This window comes from Veillonella parvula, from assembly GCF_902810435.1.
Classification (GTDB): Bacteria; Bacillota; Negativicutes; order Veillonellales; family Veillonellaceae; genus Veillonella.
In genome coordinates, this window is record NZ_LR778174.1 from 1,519,450 (window position 1) to 1,539,609 (window position 20,160).

The 20,160-nt window shown below is 38.4% G+C and carries 20 protein-coding genes; all 20 read right to left on the bottom strand.

What is annotated here, in order from left to right:
• Positions 1-510: 510 nt before the first annotated feature.
• The gene (locus FNLLGLLA_RS06900) at positions 511-1,773 is read right to left on the bottom strand and encodes an S-layer homology domain-containing protein (protein WP_004695518.1); all 1,263 of its coding nucleotides are present in this window, start codon (positions 1,771-1,773) and stop codon (positions 511-513) included.
• A 578-nt stretch (positions 1,774-2,351) separates the two neighbouring features.
• Positions 2,352-2,936, bottom strand: coding sequence for a signal peptidase I (gene lepB / locus FNLLGLLA_RS06905; protein ID WP_004695516.1), 585 nt, complete (start codon positions 2,934-2,936; stop codon positions 2,352-2,354).
• Between the two features lie 9 nt (positions 2,937-2,945).
• Positions 2,946-3,815, bottom strand: coding sequence for a YitT family protein (locus FNLLGLLA_RS06910; protein ID WP_174892344.1), 870 nt, complete (start codon positions 3,813-3,815; stop codon positions 2,946-2,948).
• Positions 3,805-4,332: a RuvC family protein gene (locus FNLLGLLA_RS06915; RefSeq protein ID WP_174892345.1), complete on the bottom strand. Its 528-nt coding sequence runs from the start codon at positions 4,330-4,332 to the stop codon at positions 3,805-3,807. Before FNLLGLLA_RS06915 ends, FNLLGLLA_RS06910 begins: the two co-directional genes overlap by 11 nt.
• 117 nt (positions 4,333-4,449) lie before the next feature.
• Positions 4,450-5,664: a DUF3084 domain-containing protein gene (locus FNLLGLLA_RS06920; protein ID WP_004695510.1), complete on the bottom strand. Its 1,215-nt coding sequence runs from the start codon at positions 5,662-5,664 to the stop codon at positions 4,450-4,452.
• Between the two features lie 33 nt (positions 5,665-5,697).
• On the bottom strand, positions 5,698-6,789 hold the full coding sequence (locus FNLLGLLA_RS06925) for an LptF/LptG family permease (protein ID WP_060919875.1): 1,092 nt from the start codon (positions 6,787-6,789) through the stop codon (positions 5,698-5,700).
• An 8-nt stretch (positions 6,790-6,797) separates the two neighbouring features.
• Positions 6,798-7,517: an LPS export ABC transporter ATP-binding protein gene (gene lptB / locus FNLLGLLA_RS06930; RefSeq protein ID WP_174892346.1), complete on the bottom strand. Its 720-nt coding sequence runs from the start codon at positions 7,515-7,517 to the stop codon at positions 6,798-6,800.
• 9 nt (positions 7,518-7,526) lie between these two features.
• On the bottom strand, positions 7,527-8,249 hold the full coding sequence (locus FNLLGLLA_RS06935) for an LptA/OstA family protein (RefSeq protein WP_004695505.1): 723 nt from the start codon (positions 8,247-8,249) through the stop codon (positions 7,527-7,529).
• 12 nt (positions 8,250-8,261) lie between these two features.
• Positions 8,262-8,798, bottom strand: a complete 537-nt coding sequence (gene lptC, locus FNLLGLLA_RS06940; protein WP_021147890.1) for an LPS export ABC transporter periplasmic protein LptC — start codon at positions 8,796-8,798, stop codon at positions 8,262-8,264.
• Positions 8,785-9,717 (bottom strand): lysophospholipid acyltransferase family protein, encoded by a 933-nt coding sequence (locus FNLLGLLA_RS06945; RefSeq protein ID WP_004695502.1) that lies wholly within the window; start codon positions 9,715-9,717, stop codon positions 8,785-8,787. The genes lptC and FNLLGLLA_RS06945 overlap by 14 nt, the downstream gene beginning before the upstream one ends.
• 14 nt (positions 9,718-9,731) lie before the next feature.
• Positions 9,732-10,253, bottom strand: a complete 522-nt coding sequence (locus FNLLGLLA_RS06950; RefSeq protein ID WP_004695500.1) for a KdsC family phosphatase — start codon at positions 10,251-10,253, stop codon at positions 9,732-9,734.
• Entirely contained in the window at positions 10,253-11,224 is a 972-nt protein-coding gene (locus FNLLGLLA_RS06955) for a KpsF/GutQ family sugar-phosphate isomerase (protein ID WP_004695498.1), read from the bottom strand. The genes FNLLGLLA_RS06950 and FNLLGLLA_RS06955 overlap by 1 nt, the downstream gene beginning before the upstream one ends.
• Before the next feature lie 11 nt (positions 11,225-11,235).
• Positions 11,236-12,054: a 3-deoxy-8-phosphooctulonate synthase gene (gene kdsA, locus FNLLGLLA_RS06960; protein WP_174892347.1), complete on the bottom strand. Its 819-nt coding sequence runs from the start codon at positions 12,052-12,054 to the stop codon at positions 11,236-11,238.
• Positions 12,055-12,786 carry a 3-deoxy-manno-octulosonate cytidylyltransferase gene (gene kdsB, locus FNLLGLLA_RS06965; RefSeq protein WP_004695494.1) on the bottom strand — a complete coding sequence of 244 codons (732 nt, stop codon included), beginning with the start codon at positions 12,784-12,786 and terminating at the stop codon, positions 12,055-12,057.
• A 44-nt stretch (positions 12,787-12,830) separates the two neighbouring features.
• Positions 12,831-13,943, bottom strand: coding sequence for a tetraacyldisaccharide 4'-kinase (lpxK, locus tag FNLLGLLA_RS06970; protein WP_004695492.1), 1,113 nt, complete (start codon positions 13,941-13,943; stop codon positions 12,831-12,833).
• 54 nt (positions 13,944-13,997) lie between these two features.
• Positions 13,998-15,302 (bottom strand): 3-deoxy-D-manno-octulosonic acid transferase, encoded by a 1,305-nt coding sequence (locus FNLLGLLA_RS06975; protein WP_012864072.1) that lies wholly within the window; start codon positions 15,300-15,302, stop codon positions 13,998-14,000.
• Between the two features lie 2 nt (positions 15,303-15,304).
• On the bottom strand, positions 15,305-17,035 hold the full coding sequence (locus FNLLGLLA_RS06980) for an ABC transporter ATP-binding protein (RefSeq protein WP_024061012.1): 1,731 nt from the start codon (positions 17,033-17,035) through the stop codon (positions 15,305-15,307).
• Complete coding sequence (gene lpxB, locus FNLLGLLA_RS06985) at positions 17,028-18,170, bottom strand: lipid-A-disaccharide synthase (RefSeq protein WP_174892348.1); 1,143 nt, start codon at positions 18,168-18,170, stop codon at positions 17,028-17,030. Before lpxB ends, FNLLGLLA_RS06980 begins: the two co-directional genes overlap by 8 nt.
• Positions 18,170-19,006 (bottom strand): LpxI family protein, encoded by an 837-nt coding sequence (locus FNLLGLLA_RS06990; protein WP_004695483.1) that lies wholly within the window; start codon positions 19,004-19,006, stop codon positions 18,170-18,172. The genes lpxB and FNLLGLLA_RS06990 overlap by 1 nt, the downstream gene beginning before the upstream one ends.
• A 329-nt stretch (positions 19,007-19,335) precedes the next feature.
• Positions 19,336-20,148, bottom strand: a complete 813-nt coding sequence (gene lpxA, locus FNLLGLLA_RS06995; protein ID WP_174892349.1) for an acyl-ACP--UDP-N-acetylglucosamine O-acyltransferase — start codon at positions 20,146-20,148, stop codon at positions 19,336-19,338.
• Positions 20,149-20,160: the final 12 nt, after the last annotated feature.

A 20,160-nucleotide genomic window follows, 5' to 3' on the forward strand; every position in this document is an offset into this window, starting at 1 on the left:
GTCCATGTTTCCTCGCTATATTCTACATCGAAGTTCTTCGTTTCATATGTTTGCTACTTCTTGTACGGTGATATTAGCACAACCATTTTTTCATGTAAACCCTTTTTTCTCAATTGTATTCTCAATATCTTATTTTTATAACTTAAAATATCTTCAAGATTAGATTATATCTAGTTTTATAGGGTATAACTTTTTTCATAAAAAAATTTAATTTTATATCCCTTTCTATTAATTGAGAATTTTTATTATATTTTTCATTAAGTTAAACTTATTAATATATATATAATTAATAAGAAATTTATCTTTCTATACAGAAAGATTTTATAAATATATCCTACAATATAAGGGATATAATTCTTGATAACCACTAAATTATTCGATTACTATTAATATTATGTATTTATAAAACATTTTACTATATATATACTATTATGTATAAAATAATTCATAATACTTTTATGCAACAAAAAAAAAGACTTCCAAAGAAGTCTTTTTTTGTTTGTGAGGGAATTAGAATTTGTAATTTAATTCTGCACGGTAGAAATCGGAAAGATCATTACCGCTTTGGTCTTTAGAGTTGAAACCATAACCTGCGGATAAACCTACGTTATCTTGTACTGCGTAGTCTACGCTAGCCATGTAACCTTTGTAACCATTAGATGTATTTGTTAAATCATATGCTTGATCCCAAGTGGAACTTACGATTGGTGCATTAGCTTTTTGATTGAAGTATTGACCTTTCACATCCCATGTACCTTTTTTAGCGATGTCGTAGTTACCATAGCCAAGACCTGCTGTCCAAGCTTGAGAATTATCTACGTTGGAAGCTTTCAACCATTCACCGCCAGCCCACAATTTATTTTTACGGAAGTCCGCATTGAAACCGTAAACATCTTGTTTATCGGAATTAACTGTTACACCATTGTGGTTCAAGTTGCCGCTAGATAATCTGGAGTAGAAACCACCAACGGAGGATTCTTTACCAACTTTACCTTTTAAGCCTACATAGGATACAGATGGGTTATCAGATTTGGAGTTGCCATCAGCAGCACCATCAATCATATAACCATACGCGCCTTGTACTTGAACTTTATCATTACCTACATTCAATTGTGCACCGTCAAATGTATCATCGTACATCAAACCGCCACCAATTGTTTGTTGGAAACGACCAGCTTTAGCAGATACGTTGCTACCAAATTTGTGATCTACGTATGCACGATCGATTGTTGCTTGAGAACCTTTAGTAGAGTCACCAAATTCGTAATTACCTTTTACACGAACAACTGCTTGTGTTTTATCATTTACATTAGCATTGAATTGTACACGTGCACGGCCGTCAGTTAAGGATTTACTATTAGCTTTGTAAACACCTTTGTCTTCAGAACCTTGGTAACGGATACGAGCATCGCCAGTTACCTTTACATTACCTACACGGTCTTCCAAGCGAGATACTCGAACGCCGAGGTTGTTCAACTCGTTAGAGAACTCATCTGCCAAGCGGTTAATCATAGCTTGTTGTTCAGCGTTAGCACGGTCTTGGTTAGCCATAGCTTTAGCTACCATTTGAGCCATTTCATAACGAGTGATGTTGTTTTGGCCTTTGAAAGTGCCATCTGGATAACCATTAACGATACCAGCTTGTGCCAATTGGGATACTGCTTGGTATGCCCAGCTGTCTGGAGTTACATCGGAGAATGGATTTGCAGCAAATGCTGTTGTTACACCTAACACTGCTGTTGCTGCTAACATTGTTGCGAATTGTTTTTTCATAATGAATTCCTTCTTTCTTATAAATAAGAATTTATATTTGCAGAAGACGTTCACTACATAAGTAGTATCACTATGAAAGATGTGTTAGGAGTGTCCATGTTTCCTCAACTAAATTATCTATCTTAGCTCCACTTCTTTGTAGCGTAGCCTTTCTGTTGATGTGAATATACCACCACCCCAAAACTTTGTAAAGCATTTTACACAACTAAATCTTATGAAATTTCTTTCATGAATAAATATTATCCTAAAAACATAGATTTTTACTGTATTTTTGAAAATTTAATTTTACAAAATTTCATTTTATAGACTAAAAAAATAGATAATTTTATTATCTACATCCATAAATTTAATAATTTTTACTTATTAAATATAAATAATATAATAATTATAGGTAATTTATATATTTGAATTGTTTATTTTTTATAAAATTACTAAGTGATATATTTAGATTCAACCTAGCCGTCTCGGTATATTTTATTTAGTATACATTTCACAAGATACAACGTAACTTAATCCTTCTTAACTTATAAAAAAGCCTATCTACGATGAAAAACATCATAGATAGGCTTTCACGATTATTAAATTGCATAAGAAACAAATCCTAAAATATGATCAACAGGAACTGGGCCGATAAACCGACTATCACTAGAATGATTTCGATTATCCCCCATCACAAATACATGACCTTCAGGAACTGTTACAGGTGTAGAACGAGTATAATTCATTTTTGTATCTTTTGTATATGGCTCTTGTAATTTCTCTCCGTTACGCCATACATACCCATCTTTAAACTCTAGTACATCACCAGGTCTACCTATTACACGTTTTACCCATACATCATTTGTTTGAGCTGATTTATTGAAAACAGATGCATAATTCATCAATGGTTCTTTTACATCATCCACCCATGTACGAACACGATTAACACGACTATCAATAATAACGATTTGTCCATATTCGGGCATATCATTCATAATATGATGCCATTTAGTAACAATCAAATATTGTCCATTGTGTAATGTATCATCCATTGATTCCCCAGACACTCTAGTAGGTTGAATCAAGAAAATATGAATTACCATAGCAATGATTAATGCCAATGCAATAGCATAAATCCAATCTAATATTTCTTTTACTATTGTATTACCTAACTTATTACTCATAGTTTCCTCTTAATGACCACCTTTCGTAAATCTCCCACCAAAGACATCATGTACGTCTTGGATCGTAATAAATGCTGTAGGATCTACTTCATAAACGGTATCCTTTAATCTTGTAATTTCTAGCCGCGTTACTACAGAATACAATACATGTTTTGGTTGTTTTAAATACCCGCCTTCGCCGTACATAATAGTAACACCACGATTAAGATTAGCATTTAAGGCATCGGCAATATCTTTAGAGTTATCCGCATCAGTAATAATCATAACGCCTTTAGATTCTTCAAGACCTGTAATTGTTACGTCAATCATCTTATAAGCAATGAAATAAGCAATTAATGAATACATTGCACTATTCCAACTATAGACAAAGCCTGCCGCCCCAAGAATGACCAAGTTCATAGCCATTACGATTTCACCTACGGAGAAGGTAGACTTCTTATCCCAAATAATAGCTACAATTTCAGAACCGTCTAATGAACCGCCATTACGAATGATAAGACCTACCCCAATACCTAAGATTATACCACCAAAGATAGATCCTAAGAATGGATCTGTCGTAATCGGTGTAAAATCATGAGCAAAGTTAGAAAATATAGCCATCCAGACAATGGAGAACAATGTAGATAAGGTAAAGCCTTTACCGATTGCTCTATAGCCTAAATACAAGAATGGTAAATTGATAAGTACTACGAAAATACTAAAAGATATACCAGATAGTTCCGCAGCCATCAAAGATATACCAACTACCCCACCGTCAATGATACTATTAGGTACTAAAAATAAATCTAACCCTACCGTATATATTAAGGCACCTAGAATCATCATTACACAACGCATAATAAGGTTTGACCAGTTACGCATTGAAGTTTCATTCGTCATGATTATCTCCTTTTCCGTATAACTGCTCCATAGCATGCAATCTTTTCTCTTCTAACTCACTTGAACTCATAGTTTCTTCTTTGACTGCCGCTTCGTTCTGAGCTAATTGCTTCGTATAGCGTAAGCCAATAACGAGAGCCGTCAAATCATCTACAGGTTCTGGTGGAAATTGCATAGATGTAGGAATAATCTTACGCCACCCTGTAGGAGGATTATATTGCCAATATAATTTACGGGCTTCCTCTGTACTGTGAGATTCATCGATTAAACTAGTTGTAATCTTGTGATTGCGTCCAATTTGTTGAAGAGAAGGATACAAATGTTTATGATTTGTACCATTTCCACAAACGATATGAACGATACCATAATATTCAGTTAAAACACGCTCAATATCTTCATTGAAGGTATTTGAAGAAATAATTTTACGGCATATCATCTCACCGGAAGGTGAGACTATAGCTATACCAGTTTTCTCATTTCCTGGATCTACTGCTAAAATATATGTATTTTCAGTCATTTGATTATCCCCTTTATAAGTACAGTAGTTATATTTTAACATAAAAAGAAGGTCTTATGTTAAAAATTACATAAGACCTTCTTTTGTAATGTATGAAACCAACATACCTTCATCATATTAATTAGTTTGTATTTTTGCCTTATCATTAAAATCTGGCATTTGAGTAATACGCAACTTGAGATGAACAGGACCAGATGAATATGTATCGCCATCACTATAAGCTTCCACATGAACCTTACCACGCATAGTGCTTATTCTCTTAATGGCTGTAAACAAATCGTCACCAGGTATCGTTCCAATATCACCTGATAAGGAATCAGGAATAATCCCCTTTGCCTTAGCACGCTCATTAACTTGTTTCAAGAATTGAAGCATAGAAGATTGAGCATTAGTGCCTCCATCAATTACTGTAGAGTGAATTACCTCTCCATTTTTATAGATAAATTGTTGTGGATATACTTGAATAACGGCAACTGCAGGTTCACCTGAAATAATATTTCCTGCTGCCACAACTTGAACCACCATAGGTGTCTTGGAATTGATTAGTTTTTGAGTAGCTACCTCAACATTTTGTCGATCTACATACACAACGGATTGACCATTATCCTCTATGCCTAATCGGCGCAAAACAAGTTTATTTGTATCATCGATAATATGTTTAATAGCATTATTACTATCTTCTTCACTTAAACCAGGTCGTACAACAGCTTGTGCTAATAGCTGATCTACTTGGAAAAGAATGGTTCCTTCCCGTAAATGAATGATGCCATTTTGCAATTGTTCTTGTGTATTTTGTAGATTTTTAATATGGGCTTCCATCTTAGCACGTGTTGCTTCAAGCTCAGCTACCTTTTGAGATACCTCTGCATAAGAGGCTTGTAAAGATGCCAGTTCGGCTTCTGTTGCATCTTTAGCAGCTTGTGCACTCGCCAATTCAGCTTTTGTAGCCTCTACTTCACGGCGAATTTGTTCGATCTCAGCCATCCGTTCTTCAAGCTCTTGTTTATTCTGTTCTAACAAAGCCTGTCCACGAATCAGTTCTTGCGTCTTTGCAGCGACCTCATTATTCAACTGCTTCATATCAGCTCGCAACTGATCCATACCGAACAATGCGGTTCGTACACTTTGAGACGTAAAGGTTAATACCCCAACTGTAGCTGCTGCAACTAAAAGGCCTGTCACAATAGTAACTATAATAGATGTGTGCTTAGGTCGTAATCCAAAGAGGGACATACGACGTTTACCAATTTTAGTGCCTAGCTTATCCCCCATGTAAGCAATGAGACCACCCATAAGAGCGATAATTATTAAGATTTTAACACCTACTAACATCATGTCCCTCCTTTCTTCTAAGAATACAATCTGTTATTTCGATACACGCCAATTCAAATACAGCCCTGCAATAATACCTAATGTATCCGGTATTAATGCAGCCAATACAGTTGGCAATGCTCCACCTTTCCCTAAAGCACCAGCAAAGGTCATCACCCCATAATAAATAAAGATGATGAGAATACTAATACCAAAACCGATAGATGAGCTAGAGCGTTGCTTTTGAAGGCCTAAAGGTGCACCTACGAGAGCAAATACAAAACTTGCCAACGGAATTGTGAAGCGTTGGTACATTTCCATTTCAAGTTTATTAGCATTAGTATAAGCAGCCTTATAAGCTCTGATTTGGTGACGTAACTCCTTAATCGTCAATTCCTCAGGCTTACGTTGATCTTGTTGAATATCTTTTGGAGCAGACTTAATCGGCAAGGATTGCTCCTTAAATTTCATGGTACGTTCAACACCATTACCAGCTGATAAATCATAGATGATACCATTCTGCATCACCCAATATTGACCATTCCAAATAGCCGTATCTGCATTTTCAACTTGTTGTAACTTGCCACCCTCCCCAAATTGTTGAACCGTAATCATGGACAACTGTTTGGTTTCAGCATCATAGCTCTTAGCATACATCAATGTGCCTAGCTCATCACCATTCATCGTTTTTAACACGATATGATTTTGTGTTTGAGGTGATGCATTTTTCATGATTTGTTCGCGCACAATCGTTTGATACATATGATTTGTACGAGGCACAACAAATTCATTAAATGCTACAGCCCCAATGGAAATGATGAGTGCAATAATATATACGGGCATGGCCAAGCGTAAAAAGCTTAGTCCACCAGCACGCATAACAACGATTTCACTAGTGCTACTCAAACGACTAAAGGTCATAAGAGAAGCCAATAAAACCGACATTGGGAATGTTAAGATAACAATACTTGGTAAAGCCAAGACAAATGCTTGCATGACAAGCAACAATGGCGCTCCATATTCAGTAATATATTGAGCAATCCTAAACAATGTGCCTGTACCAATAAAAATACTAGTAAAAGCAAAAACCCCAAATAGGAATGGGCCTACAAAGGCTTTTAAAATATATTTATCTAATAATCTCATAGCCCCTCCTATAATTTAAAGTTATCCCCTAAATAATGTTCACGAGCGATTGGATCATTCGCAATTTCATCAGGGGTACCCTCTAGGAGGATTTTACCACTACTCAAAATATAAGCCTTATCTACAATCCCCAATGTTTCACGAACATTATGGTCTGTAATCAAGATACCAATACCTCGATTCTTGACGTACAAGATAATTTGTTGAATGTCAGCAACCGCAATTGGATCGACACCTGCAAAAGGTTCATCAAGAAGGATAAAATTAGGCTCTAAGGCGAGGCAACGCGCAATTTCTACTCGACGTCGTTCACCACCAGATAATTGCATCCCCATACGGTCACGGACATGTCCAATATGAAATTCTTCAATCAATGATTCCACGATAGCTTCAATCTCATCAGGCTTTTTTGCCGTAATCTGTAGCATGGCACGAATGTTATCTTCTACAGACATGGAACGAAAGATTGATGCCTCTTGTGGTAGGTATCCTATCCCTTCAGCAGCCCGTTTATACATAGGAATATTTGTAATATCCTTGCCATCAACGGTAATGATGCCAGAGCTCGGTCTTTCAATGCCTACAATCATATAAAATGACGTAGTTTTACCAGCCCCATTAGGACCCAATAGACCTACAACTTGGCCTTTATCAACGCGTAGACTCACCCCATCTACTACATTGCGTCCGCTAAAGGTTTTAACTAAGTTTTTGGTTTCAATATACATATATTATCCTTATTTATTCGGAACAATGACAAGTGTGCTACGTCCACCTAATGTTTCAGCAGAATCATCAGCTAAACGAATTTTCAGTTCCGGTGCATTCAGTACATTACCATTTTGAACGGCATGCGCAGAACCAGATAAGAGTACAACCCCATCATTTTGGTTTGGTGTTTGCGTATATGTAGCTCGGTCAGCAGAACCAGATACGTTTCGTTCAGGATTAGAGAAAGTAACATTACCTTGCGCTACAGCACGAACTTCCTTCATCCAGCCTTCTACCTTATCACCTGTCAAGGTTGTCCCTTCAGCAATCAAACGGGCATTACCTGTTACAAGACCGTATTCAGAATCAGTACTATACTCAACACTGTCACCAAAGATTTGGCGATCAGCACGTTGTAAATGAACGCTACCATTAGCAGTGAATTTATTATTATTGTAACTGTGAACCGTTTGAGCAGACATGGCCATATCAGAACCAATCATAGATACACCACCATCAAGATTTGCTTCTTGAGTTTTTGTATTGTACCAACCCTTGGCACCAGTCATAGTTTTATCCGCTTGGGTAATAACAACATTACCTGTTGCATCTGCACGACCTGAATTGCCATCATAAGACAATGTATCAGCGCTGATAGTCAACGGATCATTTGCTGCCCAAACTGTAACAGATGCGGTCATGAGTACAGCTAATATAGCCATACCAATCTGTTTTTTCTTATTCATCATATTTCCTCTCAATTACTTCTTTGTTAATTTCGCATGTCCAATGGCTTTAATAATTTTTAAGGACATATTGCCTTCAAGTTTGTCACCTGTGAGGGTTACATCCTTGCTGTTATAAGTGAAAGCCGTTTTAGATGTCAATGTTTTCGTTTTGTTATCAAAATGAAGGGCCTCAGTTTTAAATTCTGCACCCTCCGTATTAGTAGCAGTAACGCCTTGATCAATATCAAGAGAGTTTCGATCACCCGTCAGTACAGCATGAGGAGCTGTAATCGTAGTAGTCACATCATCTTGATAGAACAGACCTTTCAAATTGGTCAGAACGATAGCTTTTGTACGCGGGTCATATTCAATCTTCTCAGCCGATAATGCCCATACTAGCTTGCCATCCTTTTCCTCTTGCAAGTCCGCACCTTGGAAATTAACGAGTTGTCCACTTTGATTTTGAGTGGAAGTAGCCTCATTAGAGTCTTTCATAATAAATACAATAAGACCGATTAGAGCTAATACTATAGCGACCACAATGGCAATTAACTTTTTATTGTTTTTCATGTGCTCTCTCCCGTATAGCTATCTTCTTATCGTAATCAATAATTTGATCCATCTTAGTCATCCAACGATGCTGGAACCAAAGCCACTCATCTGGATGTTCACGAATAAAGTCTTCTGTAACACGTACACAGGCTTCAGTTAGACGATACATATCAACATCTTCATCACCAGTTTCCTCATAATGTAATGCCGGCAAGATATGAACGATATGTCCTCCTTCAGGCTTACGAGATGCAAAAATAGGTACTACAGGGGAGCCAAATTTCTTTGCAAATGTGGCTGGTCCCATAACAGCTGATGAATCTTGTCCCAAAAACGGAACTGGTAAACCATTTATATATCCATCTTGGTCAGCTAAGAATCCAAGAAGTTTTTTCTTTTTTAAAGCCTTAGCAGCAGAAACGATTTCGTTACCACCACTAGCAAATACGTCAAGCCCCACCATCTCACGATATTCATTCATAAGGCGTGTGAATTGAGCATTAGGTTGTTTCTTAACAATTGTAGTGGAAGGGTATCCATGAGCCGCCATAGCAGCCCCCATCCATTCCCAGTTGCCTACATGACCTGTAAGAACGATAACCCCCTTATCTTCAGCAATGGCCTTTTCTAAATGTTCAACACCACGCATCTCTATATGTTTATTGATAAAGGATTTCGTCAGGTTTGGCATGTACAATACTTCCATAACACTGCGACCGAGATTCTTGAACAACTTATTAATTAATTGTTCCGCCTCTTGATCATTCATGTTCATGCCAATTTTAATATTATTTATGCCTCTAAGCTTTTGCTTCTTCGCTATTAGCCCATATACAGGACCTAAACAAGCGCCTATGAGCAAAATGAGCTTGTATGGTAGTCGACAAACAAGCCAACTAATGCCTTTAACTAAATGGTATTGCCATTCGTTATTCATTCTGCCCACCTCCTTTATTGTCCATGAGCATGGGCCTCTCGCGCATAATCTGCAACAACAGAATCCCATAAACCTTGATTCTTCAAGATATATTCTACAGCCTCTCTAACGGCACCATGACCACCATTTGCGTTAGAAATAAATTTAGCTAATGATTTAACCTCTAATACCGCATTGTTTGGTGCCATCGGCAAACCTACGAGTTGAAGAGCTCCTAAATCATTAAGATCATCCCCCATGTAAGCAACCGAAGCTAAGTCGATTTGATGTTTTTTACAAAGAGCTCTTAATGCTTCAGTTTTATTAGCATGCCCCATAAGAAGTTCATCAAAGTGCAATTCCTTTGCACGACGCTCTACCATCGGAGATACGCGAGCCGTAATAATTGCTAACTTTATCCCTGATTTACGAGCCGCAGTCAAGCCTAAACCATCTTTTACAGAAAAGGCTTTGAGCTCTTCTCCAGTCGATGTATAAATTAGAGTGCCATCTGATAAAACTCCATCAACATCGAGAACAATCCATTGAATATTCATTATACAATGCCTCTACGCAATAAATCGGTAATGTGAACAATGCCAAGACATACATTATTAGTATCAACCACTGGTAATACGGTGATAGGGCGAGGTTGATTTTTCTCCATTAAATGAAGCGCTTCTGCGGCCAATTTATCCTTGGTAATCGTACGCGGCATAGACGTCATCATATCCTCTACGGGCCATTCTAAAAAATTGCTACCAGAATCAAGTCCACGTCGAACATCACCATCAGTCACTAGACCTAACAAATGTCCTTCTTCATCAATTACATTTGTAGCACCTAACCCTTTTTCTGTCATTACAAAGAGTGCATCACGAACGGTAGCCCCTTTAAATACTGTTGGATTATCCTCGCCACCATGCATGATATTTTCTACAGTCAACAATAATTTGCGACCTAAGGAACCACCTGGATGGAATACAGCAAAGTTTTCTGGAGTAAAATGATGGCGTTCCAATAAACATACTGCTAACGCATCACCTAGTGCTAGGGCAACAGTAGTACTTGTAGTAGGTGCTAAACCTAATGGGCAAGCTTCTCGTTCTACCTCTGCCAACAATACAATATCAGAATTTTTTGCTAATGTAGACTCTGGTTTCCCTACAACACAGATTAATTTAGCCCCTATGCGGCGCAGAGACGGCAAAATACTTATAATTTCTCCTGTTTCACCACTATTAGAAAAGGCTAACACTACATCATCTTCAGTAATCATACCAAGATCACCATGCACGCCTTCACCAGGATGCATAAAAAGTGCCGGTGTCCCTGTACTAGCCAAGGTAGCCGCAATTTTACGACCAATATGACCAGATTTTCCCATTCCTGTACATACTACACGGCCCTTACAAGCCAAAATCATATTTACAGCATTTACAAAATTGTGATCCAAACGAGAACTTAATTCTTCAATAGCACGAGCTTCCTCATGAAGCACCTGTGCCGCTTGTTCTAAAATAGTCACAAATACCGCCCCTAACCTTTTACGATTTTATCAATAGCTACTAAATCACGAAGCACATCTTCGAATTGGTCTAAATACAACATATTAGGACCATCAGACAATGCTTCCTCAGGATTATCATGCACTTCAAAGAATAGTCCATCTACACCACTAGCCACAGCCGCACGTGCCAAATTTGGTACAAATTCACGGTTACCACTAGATTTAGTCCCTGCACCACCTGGTAATTGAACGCTATGAGTAGCATCAAAGATTACTGGATAGTCGAAAGAACGCATAATTGGGAACGATCTCATGTCAACTACGAGGTTGTTATAACCAAAACTAAAACCACGTTCGGTAAGCATAAGATTTTCATTACCTGTTTCTTTCATTTTATTAAGAACATTTTCCATGTCCTTAGGAGCCATGAATTGACCTTTTTTAACATTTACGCATTTACCAGTTTTAGCAGCGCCGTAAACAAGATCAGTTTGACGGCATAAAAAAGCTGGAATTTGTAGAATATCTAATACTTCAGCTGCAGGTTCAATTTGCTCGATAGAGTGAATGTCACTGACAACAGGTACATTGAGTTCCTTCTTAATAGAAGCAAGCATTTTTAATCCTTCCTCAAGACCTGGTCCACGGAAGGAGTTAAAGCTAGAGCGATTAGCTTTATCAAAGGAAGCTTTAAAGATATAAGGAACACCTAAACGTTCGCATATCTCTTTTGCTCGTTTACCGATAGCTAATGTGCGGTCATAGTCCTCAATAACACATGGACCTGCAAGGACAAATAAACCCTTGCCGCCACCCACAGTAATATTTTTAATTTGAACTGTTTTCATTTATTTCTCCTCTTGCTCGTAAATTGCATTAACACGAGCTAAGTCTTCAGGTGTATCAACACCGATAAATCGTTTATTTGTCAAAATAACACGAATTGTATAACCGTTCTCTAGAGCACGTAATTGTTCTAGAGATTCTGTTTGCTCCGCCGGAGTTGGCTCCATCTTAGCGTAGTTTAATAAAAACTCTCTACGATATGCATAGATGCCAATATGTTTTAGTGGCGGACGCACAAAATCATGGCGAGGATATGGGATTAAAGATCTAGAAAAATACATCGCATCATTACGATTATTTAAAATGACCTTTACCGCTGATGGCTCCTCGTACTCTTCCTCTAATAAAGGAGTAGCTACTGTGGCCATCTGCAAGTTTGGATCTTCCTCAAATAGACGTGCCAAGTCATCAATAAGATTTGGATCAATCATCGGTTCATCACCTTGGACATTGATAACAACATCCAAGTCTGTATAATGACTCGCAACCTCTGCTAATCGATCCGTCCCTGTAGGATGATTAGGATCTGTCATCATAACAGTTCCCCCAAACTGTTGTACTGCAGAATATACGCGGTTATCATCAGTGGCTACAATTGTACATACTGTCTTTGTAGCTTGTGATACCCTTGCATAAACCCGTTCAATCATAGGTTTACCTGCAATATCAGCTAATGGTTTGCCCGGTAATCTTGTAGAACCATAACGCGCAGGAATAACACATCCAAACTTCACGATAAAACCCCATTTCTGTTATTCGTGTATCTTATTATTATACACTAAATCTCTAAATTTTCTATGAATTCTTGTTTTCCAGAAACAAATTCAATTCCTATAGATAGCACCAGAATCGGTATTTTCAAGTCTTCAATTGCATGCAACTGACTTAACTTAACTGCATCCTTTTCTGTAATGCAAATAGCATCAGCTTGATGAGCAAATGCTTGTTTCCAAATCTCAACTACATCATCATTTGAAAAGTCATGATGATCTCCAAATGGCAAGGTATGAACAACGTTATACCCTACATCAGTTAACGTTTGTGTAAAGGATTGAGGGTTTCCAATTCCACTCACAGCCATAATGCGTTGTTCCTTGTAAGCATCTACAGAAGCCCCAACAGAACCATTAGCCCACTCATCTAAGGTGTACATAAATTGCGGCTTATGTGTTGTTTCATAGACAGGTATATTGGGAATCATCTGAGTTAATCGCTTTCGAATGCCGGATACAATACCTGGTGCTACTTGATCAACCTTAGTAAGAACGATAATATCCGCACGCTGTAAACCACTAAGGGGTTCACGTAATAGTCCCCGTGGCAATACATGTTCATAGCCAAACGGATTGGATGCATCGATTAGTACAATATCAATATCTCTTGCTAGTGCACGATGTTGAAAGCCATCATCCATAATAAGACAATCGGCACCTAGCTCATTAATAGCGATTTCTGCAGATTTGGAACGTTCACGTCCAATGATTACATTAGATTTTTGTAAAACCTTAGCCAGTAACCAAGCCTCATCACCACTGATAGATGGCTCTACAAGCATTGTTCCGTCTTTAGAAATAATAATATTTTTGTTATTATCTTCTGCACGGTATCCACGACTAAGAACAGTAGGATGAAGGCCCTTCTGAGTAAGCACATCACAAATAAATCGCACCATCGGTGTTTTTCCAGTACCACCAGCCGTAATGTTGCCAACGCTGATTACAGGCACTGTAACTTTCGTAACGCCTTTACCCTCATCAAATCGAGCATTGCGTATTGATACAGCTTTCTCATAACCTTTACTCAAAAGGCCTAAACTGGAGCGAGCTATATCACCTAATACGGATTGATCTTCACCACTAACGATGGATTTGAATAATGCTTCCCCACTCATAGGTGACGCCTCCTATTATGTAATACAGTAAACTAATCTACAAATTTAGTCTTACTACGGAATAATTTGATGTTTCTCAAATAGCAAACGTAACTCTTGTGTATTACGCCGCGTAGCACCACGATTTTCTTTAATGATATCCAGGCAGTTTTGCCCCATCTTTTTAGCCAAGTCTCTATCCTTACATAAACGCAAGACCATAGCGGTTAACTCTTTTCCATTCTTCACTTGCTCACAAGCATTTCGAGAGTTTAATAAGGCGAAAATTTCTTTAAAGTTAAACATATGAGGCCCAACCAAAATTGGCTTACCATGTGCAGCTGGTTCCAAAATATTATGGCCTCCAGTTTTAACAAGGGAACCACCAACAAAGATAATATCGCCTAAGCTATACAGTCGGCCAAGTTCACCAATGGTATCTAAAACGACAACGGGAATACCTTCATGAACAGGCTCCTTCATATCGCTACGACAAATAGCACTCAATTCATAACGCTTTGCAATATTTTGCACATCATGACCGCGATAAATTTCACGAGGCGCAATCAATAAACGAGCTTGTGGATACTCTTTCAATACTTGCTTGAAGGTTTCAAAAATAGCCTCTTCTTCACCTTTGTGAGTACTACCTGCAATAATGATAGGATGATTATTTCCAAAGCCAAATTCATCGAGCAGAGCTTGTTTTTCTTCATATGATACGGTGGCATATGTTTGATCGTATTTCATATTACCTGTTACGGTAATATCAGGTGTATGAGCACCTAAACTTTCAATATACGCCGCATCAAATTTGGACTGCATGCAGAAACGCTCAATAGAACGTAACATTTCACGCGTAAAAGCACTGATATACTTATAACGTTTCATACTGCGATCTGAAATGCGTCCATTAACCATCATAACTGGAATATTTTCCGATTCGGCGATACGCAAGAAGTTTGGCCAGATTTCAGTTTCTACAAGTAAAATAGTAATCGGCTTAATAATATGTAAAATTTTACGAGTTAAATATGGTAAATCAAGGGGAAAGAAAATAATTCCTTCTGCTTCAGGAATGATACGATGAGCCATAGCATGACCAGTAGCAGTAACTACAGACACAACTACAACAGCTTCTGGAAACTCCTTTTTGACTTCTTTTACCAATGGACTGGTAGCCACAATTTCCCCTACAGAAGCGGCGTGAATCCAAATAGCACGACGCCCTTCAATTTTCTTTAATAGTGAAGCTGGCATATAGCCTGCACTCTGTTTGATACGCTCATAAAATCCATCTTCAAAGGCAAGTCGGTATAAAATAACCGGAATCAAGCCAATCCAATAGAATATGAGCAATACGTTATATATCCAGTACATGGTTATCCTTTATTGGAGAATTGAACGGAATAAAGATGGTTGTACAATCCGCCGTCAATAGCTAATAGCTCTTGGTGAGTCCCCTGCTCTACCAAGCGGCCTTGATTGAGTACAACAATTTGATGAGCATTTTGAACAGTGCTCAATCGATGGGCAATAACAAATGCCGTACGCCCTTTCATAAGGCGATCTAACGCCTCTTGTACAAGTTTTTCACTCTCCGTATCTAAAGCAGATGTAGCTTCATCTAGAATTAAAATACGAGGGTCTTTTAAAATAGCGCGTGCGATGGCAACGCGTTGACGTTGTCCACCAGATAATGAACTGCCTCGTTCGCCTACAATTGTATCGAGACCATCAGGCATCTTCTCAACGAACTCAAGTACGTTAGCCGCTTTAGCCGCTTCATACACGTCTTCATCAGTAGCATCTAAACGGCCATACAAGATATTCTCTTTAATTGTAGCATTGAATAATACGGTTTCCTGTGGTACAAGACCAATTTGTTCACGCAAGGATTTAAAAGTAACATCTTTTATATCGTAACCATCAATTGTAATAGAACCACCTGTTACATCATAGAAACGTGGTAATAAGTTAGCGAGAGTTGTCTTACCTGCACCAGATGGACCAACGAGGGCCACACTTTCACCAGCCTTAACAGACAAGGTAAAATGTTCTAAGGCAGCCTTTTCTCCATCATAGGAGAAAGAAACATCATTAAACTCCACATTGCCGGTAATAGCAGGCAATGTAATAGCATCAGGTTTCTCCACAACATCTGTTTTAGTATCTAAAATTTCAAATACACGATCAGCAGCAGCCAACGCCTTTTGAATATTACCATATACTTGACTCAAACGTTTTACAGGATTTGACAAGTTAATAGCATAAATCAAGAAGGCAATCAAAGAACCTGCAGTAATAGCACCTGTTACTACGGAGTAACCACCGTACCAAAGGATGACCGCTACAGCGATTGCCGCAGAAAACTCAACCATTGGGCTTAACAAACTAGTCAATTTAGTAGCTTTGATAACTGCTTTAAAATTGCGATCATTTTCATCTTCAAAGCGCTTACGCTCAAAATCTTCACGAGCAAAGGATTTTACAACGCGAACTGCACTAATTACCTCTTGTAAAAGTGCCGTAATATCAGCTACACGCCCTTGGACATCATGCCCCGCCACGCGAAGCTTCTTACCAAAAACATTGATAATCACTAAAACTACGGGAACCGTAATAAAAGTAACTAACGTCAATTTCCAGTCAATGAGAAGCATGGACACCAAGGAACCGATAAGTGTTACAGATTCAGTGATAAAAGAAATCAAGTTATCTACCACCGCCGTTTGCAATGCAGCTACGTCATTTGTAAGATTACTCATGATAACGCCCGTCTTACGACGATCGAAATAGGATAAGCTTAATTTTTGTAGATGATTAAAAATAGCCTCACGTACATCGATAATCACGCGCTGTCCGATGTAGGACATGTTATAAGTTTGACCATAGGTAGCAAAGCCACGAATTAGGAAAATGAGTATAATAGCACCTACAATAAGGTTCAACATAAACATATTCTTTTCATCTAATACTTGGTCTACTACATTCTTAATTAGCCAAGGTACTACCAAATAGGCAGCAGCAGCGACAATCATGCAGAATACTGCAAAAAGCATTCGCTTATAATAAGGCTTTACAAAGTATAAGAGCCTAGAATAACTATTCATTACATTTCTCCTTACCGAGATTATATACAAGATGTGCTACCCGTTTTACTGCACCCGGTTCACCTAATTTATGACGTACTTCGCGCAATTCACTGCGCATAGCTTCATTTTTCTCTACATCACTAATCAATGGTTCTACCAAAGACACAATCGCTTCTGGCGTGACAGCATCTTGTAATAATTCAGGAATGACTTCTTTACCAGCTACAATATTAGGTAAGCCCACATGTGTTACATTTACAACCATCTTACCAATACCATACGTAATTGGAGATACGCGATACAATAACACCGTTGGCAATTCCATCATAGCCGTTTCTAATGTAGCGGTTCCTGATGCAGCAAGGCACACATCACAAATCTGCATCAAGTCATATGTATGGTCTTCCGTAATCGTAACAGGCACTTTATGAGCATCGATAAAAGCTTCTAGCTCACTTCGATCAATTGTATGCGCTCGTGGCAAGAAGAATTGAATATCTTCATGCTTCGCCATCAATTGCTCACCACTTTTTAACATCGTATCAAGCAAGGATAAAACCTCTTGTTTACGACTGCCCGGCATGAGCAATACCTTTTTAGCCTCTTTACGAGCCCCAAAGTATGCTTCGGCCGCATCCTTAGTCATCGTAGGATGTACGATATCGAGTAAAGGATGCCCTACAAAATCTACATTACATTTATACTTGCGATATGCTTCAGCTTCAAATGGAAAGATAGATGCTACCTTAGTTACATACTTACGAATTGTATTACCACGACTACTGTGCCAAGCCCAAATCGTTGGAGCAATATAATATAAAACAGGAATCCCCAGTTCATGAGCCACCGCAGCTAATTTCATATTAAAACCTGGATAATCTACACAAACAAGAATATCTGGTTTTTCCTTCATCATGACACGCTTCAAGTACGTGCGCAGCTTAAAGAATTTTGGCAATGATTTCACAATCTCTACAATACCAATGACACCAAGGTTTTTAATGTCATACACGATACGAACACCAGCGCGTTCCATCAAGGTGCCACCCATACCAAACATCTCTACAGAAGGATCTATTTCTCTCAATGCATTGGCTACACTTGCCGCATGAGTATCGCCGGAAGCTTCACCAGCGGAAAACATGACTTTCATTATGCATCCTTTCTGGAATTTACAAATTCTTGGTCTACTGCACAAATAACAATACCATGACGATCTGCCATATCAAGCACATCTTGTTGTTGTACGAAAATAGTCTTTTCCGCTTCTACAGCTAGTACCTTACAACCACTATCAATCATAGACATGAGCGTTTTTATGCCTACTGCCGGCACATCAAAGCGTACATCTTGATTTGGTTTTTCGGTTTTAACAACAACCGCATCCCCACGGCCGAGCTCGCCACCTCGTAAAATACACTTATCAGTACCTTCAATAGCTTCAATAGCCATGGCCGCCTTATGCTTAACAACAACAGTTTGACCTATATCAAGGGCACCCATTTGTTTAGCTAGTTCAAAACCAAAACAAATATCAGCCCATTGCTCATCTGTAGGTTGTGCTTTTGAAAGCACTCCAACCTTTGGCATAAATGGTTTTAAGTATACGGTTTGATCTAATACTTTAAAGCCTTCTCGCTCTATTTCATCAACGATGGCAAGCATAATCGTATCATCTTTACGATTTTTAAGACGCTTTAAAACACCTAATGTTTTTAAATCAGGAAACGTAAGACCTTTAAAAAGAATCTCTTTAGTAACTTTCCCAAGCATGGTTAACTCTTCAACCTCTTCTTTTTTCAAGGTTTTGAAGATTTTACCTAGTTTAGCAACACCAATATCGTAGAAAGCATCAGCCTCAGCCTTTAGAGCCGGGTCTATATCAGGTACCACACCGATAACAACCACCTCGTGGCCCAATACATGAGCGGCACGCATGAATTCTACAGGCAAAACACCTATGCCCGCAATTAATCCTACCTTTGCCAAGACTATACCTCCTAGATGGCCTCACGGCCTATATATCAATTAGTAATTTCAAGTTCCCTATGAAAAGGCCTAAAAATAGACATAATCATATACAATATATTGTACTATAAATAGCTACTTTTTACCATTAAAAAGCCATGGTTTATGCCCTTTTCTTCATCATTTTATTATAATTCCCTTATTCCTTTTAAGCACTAAAAAATCTACGATTATATCTATCAAAACTTTTCTATAAATATAAAAATATAATGTAAATTATCATTGATATAAAACTCAACTAGTGATAATGCACACAAAAAGACCTCGTACATTGTACGAGGTCCTCATAATTAGTCGCGACGAGTACGCATAATTCCCCTATCAGCATTGCGTAGGAAGCGTAATAAATTTTCAATTTCTACGGAAGAATCCAATTGTAATTCCATTTCTTCAATCGCCTTAGATAAGCTGAATCCAGAACGATAAATAATACGGAATGCCTGTTTCAAATCACGTCGTACATCTTCGGAAATTCCTGCACGAGATAAGCCTACAGAGTTTAGACCGATAACACGTGCCGGTTGACCATCAGCAATTACGTAAGGTGGGATATCTTGTACCACCTTAGCCATCCCGCCAACCATTGCATTACGACCGATTTTAACAAATTGATGAATACCTGCAAGGCCGCCAATAACCACGCGATCTTCAACGATAGCGTGCCCTGCAAGACCAGCACAATTACTCATTATTACATTATTACCAACAATACAGTTATGAGCCACATGTGTACAGGCTTGAAGTAAACAATTATTGCCTACACGTGTTTCTTCACCTTCACCAGTAGCGCGGCTAATAGTTACGAATTCACGAATAACCGTTTCATCGCCAATATTACAATAGCTTTTTTCGCCTTTAAATTTTAAATCTTGCGGTTCCAACCCAATAGATGCGTTAGGATAAATTTCACAACGCTTACCAATGGTTGTCCAACCACCAATTACAACATGTGCACCGATTTGTGTGCCATCGCCAATCTCGACATGTTCGCCGATAACAGCGCCAGGACCTACGATTACATCTTTGCCCAATTTAGCATTTGGATGGACTATGGCTGTACTATGGATGTTGGCTTCCGCATTTTCCATGCCTACAACTATCACTACAATCACTCC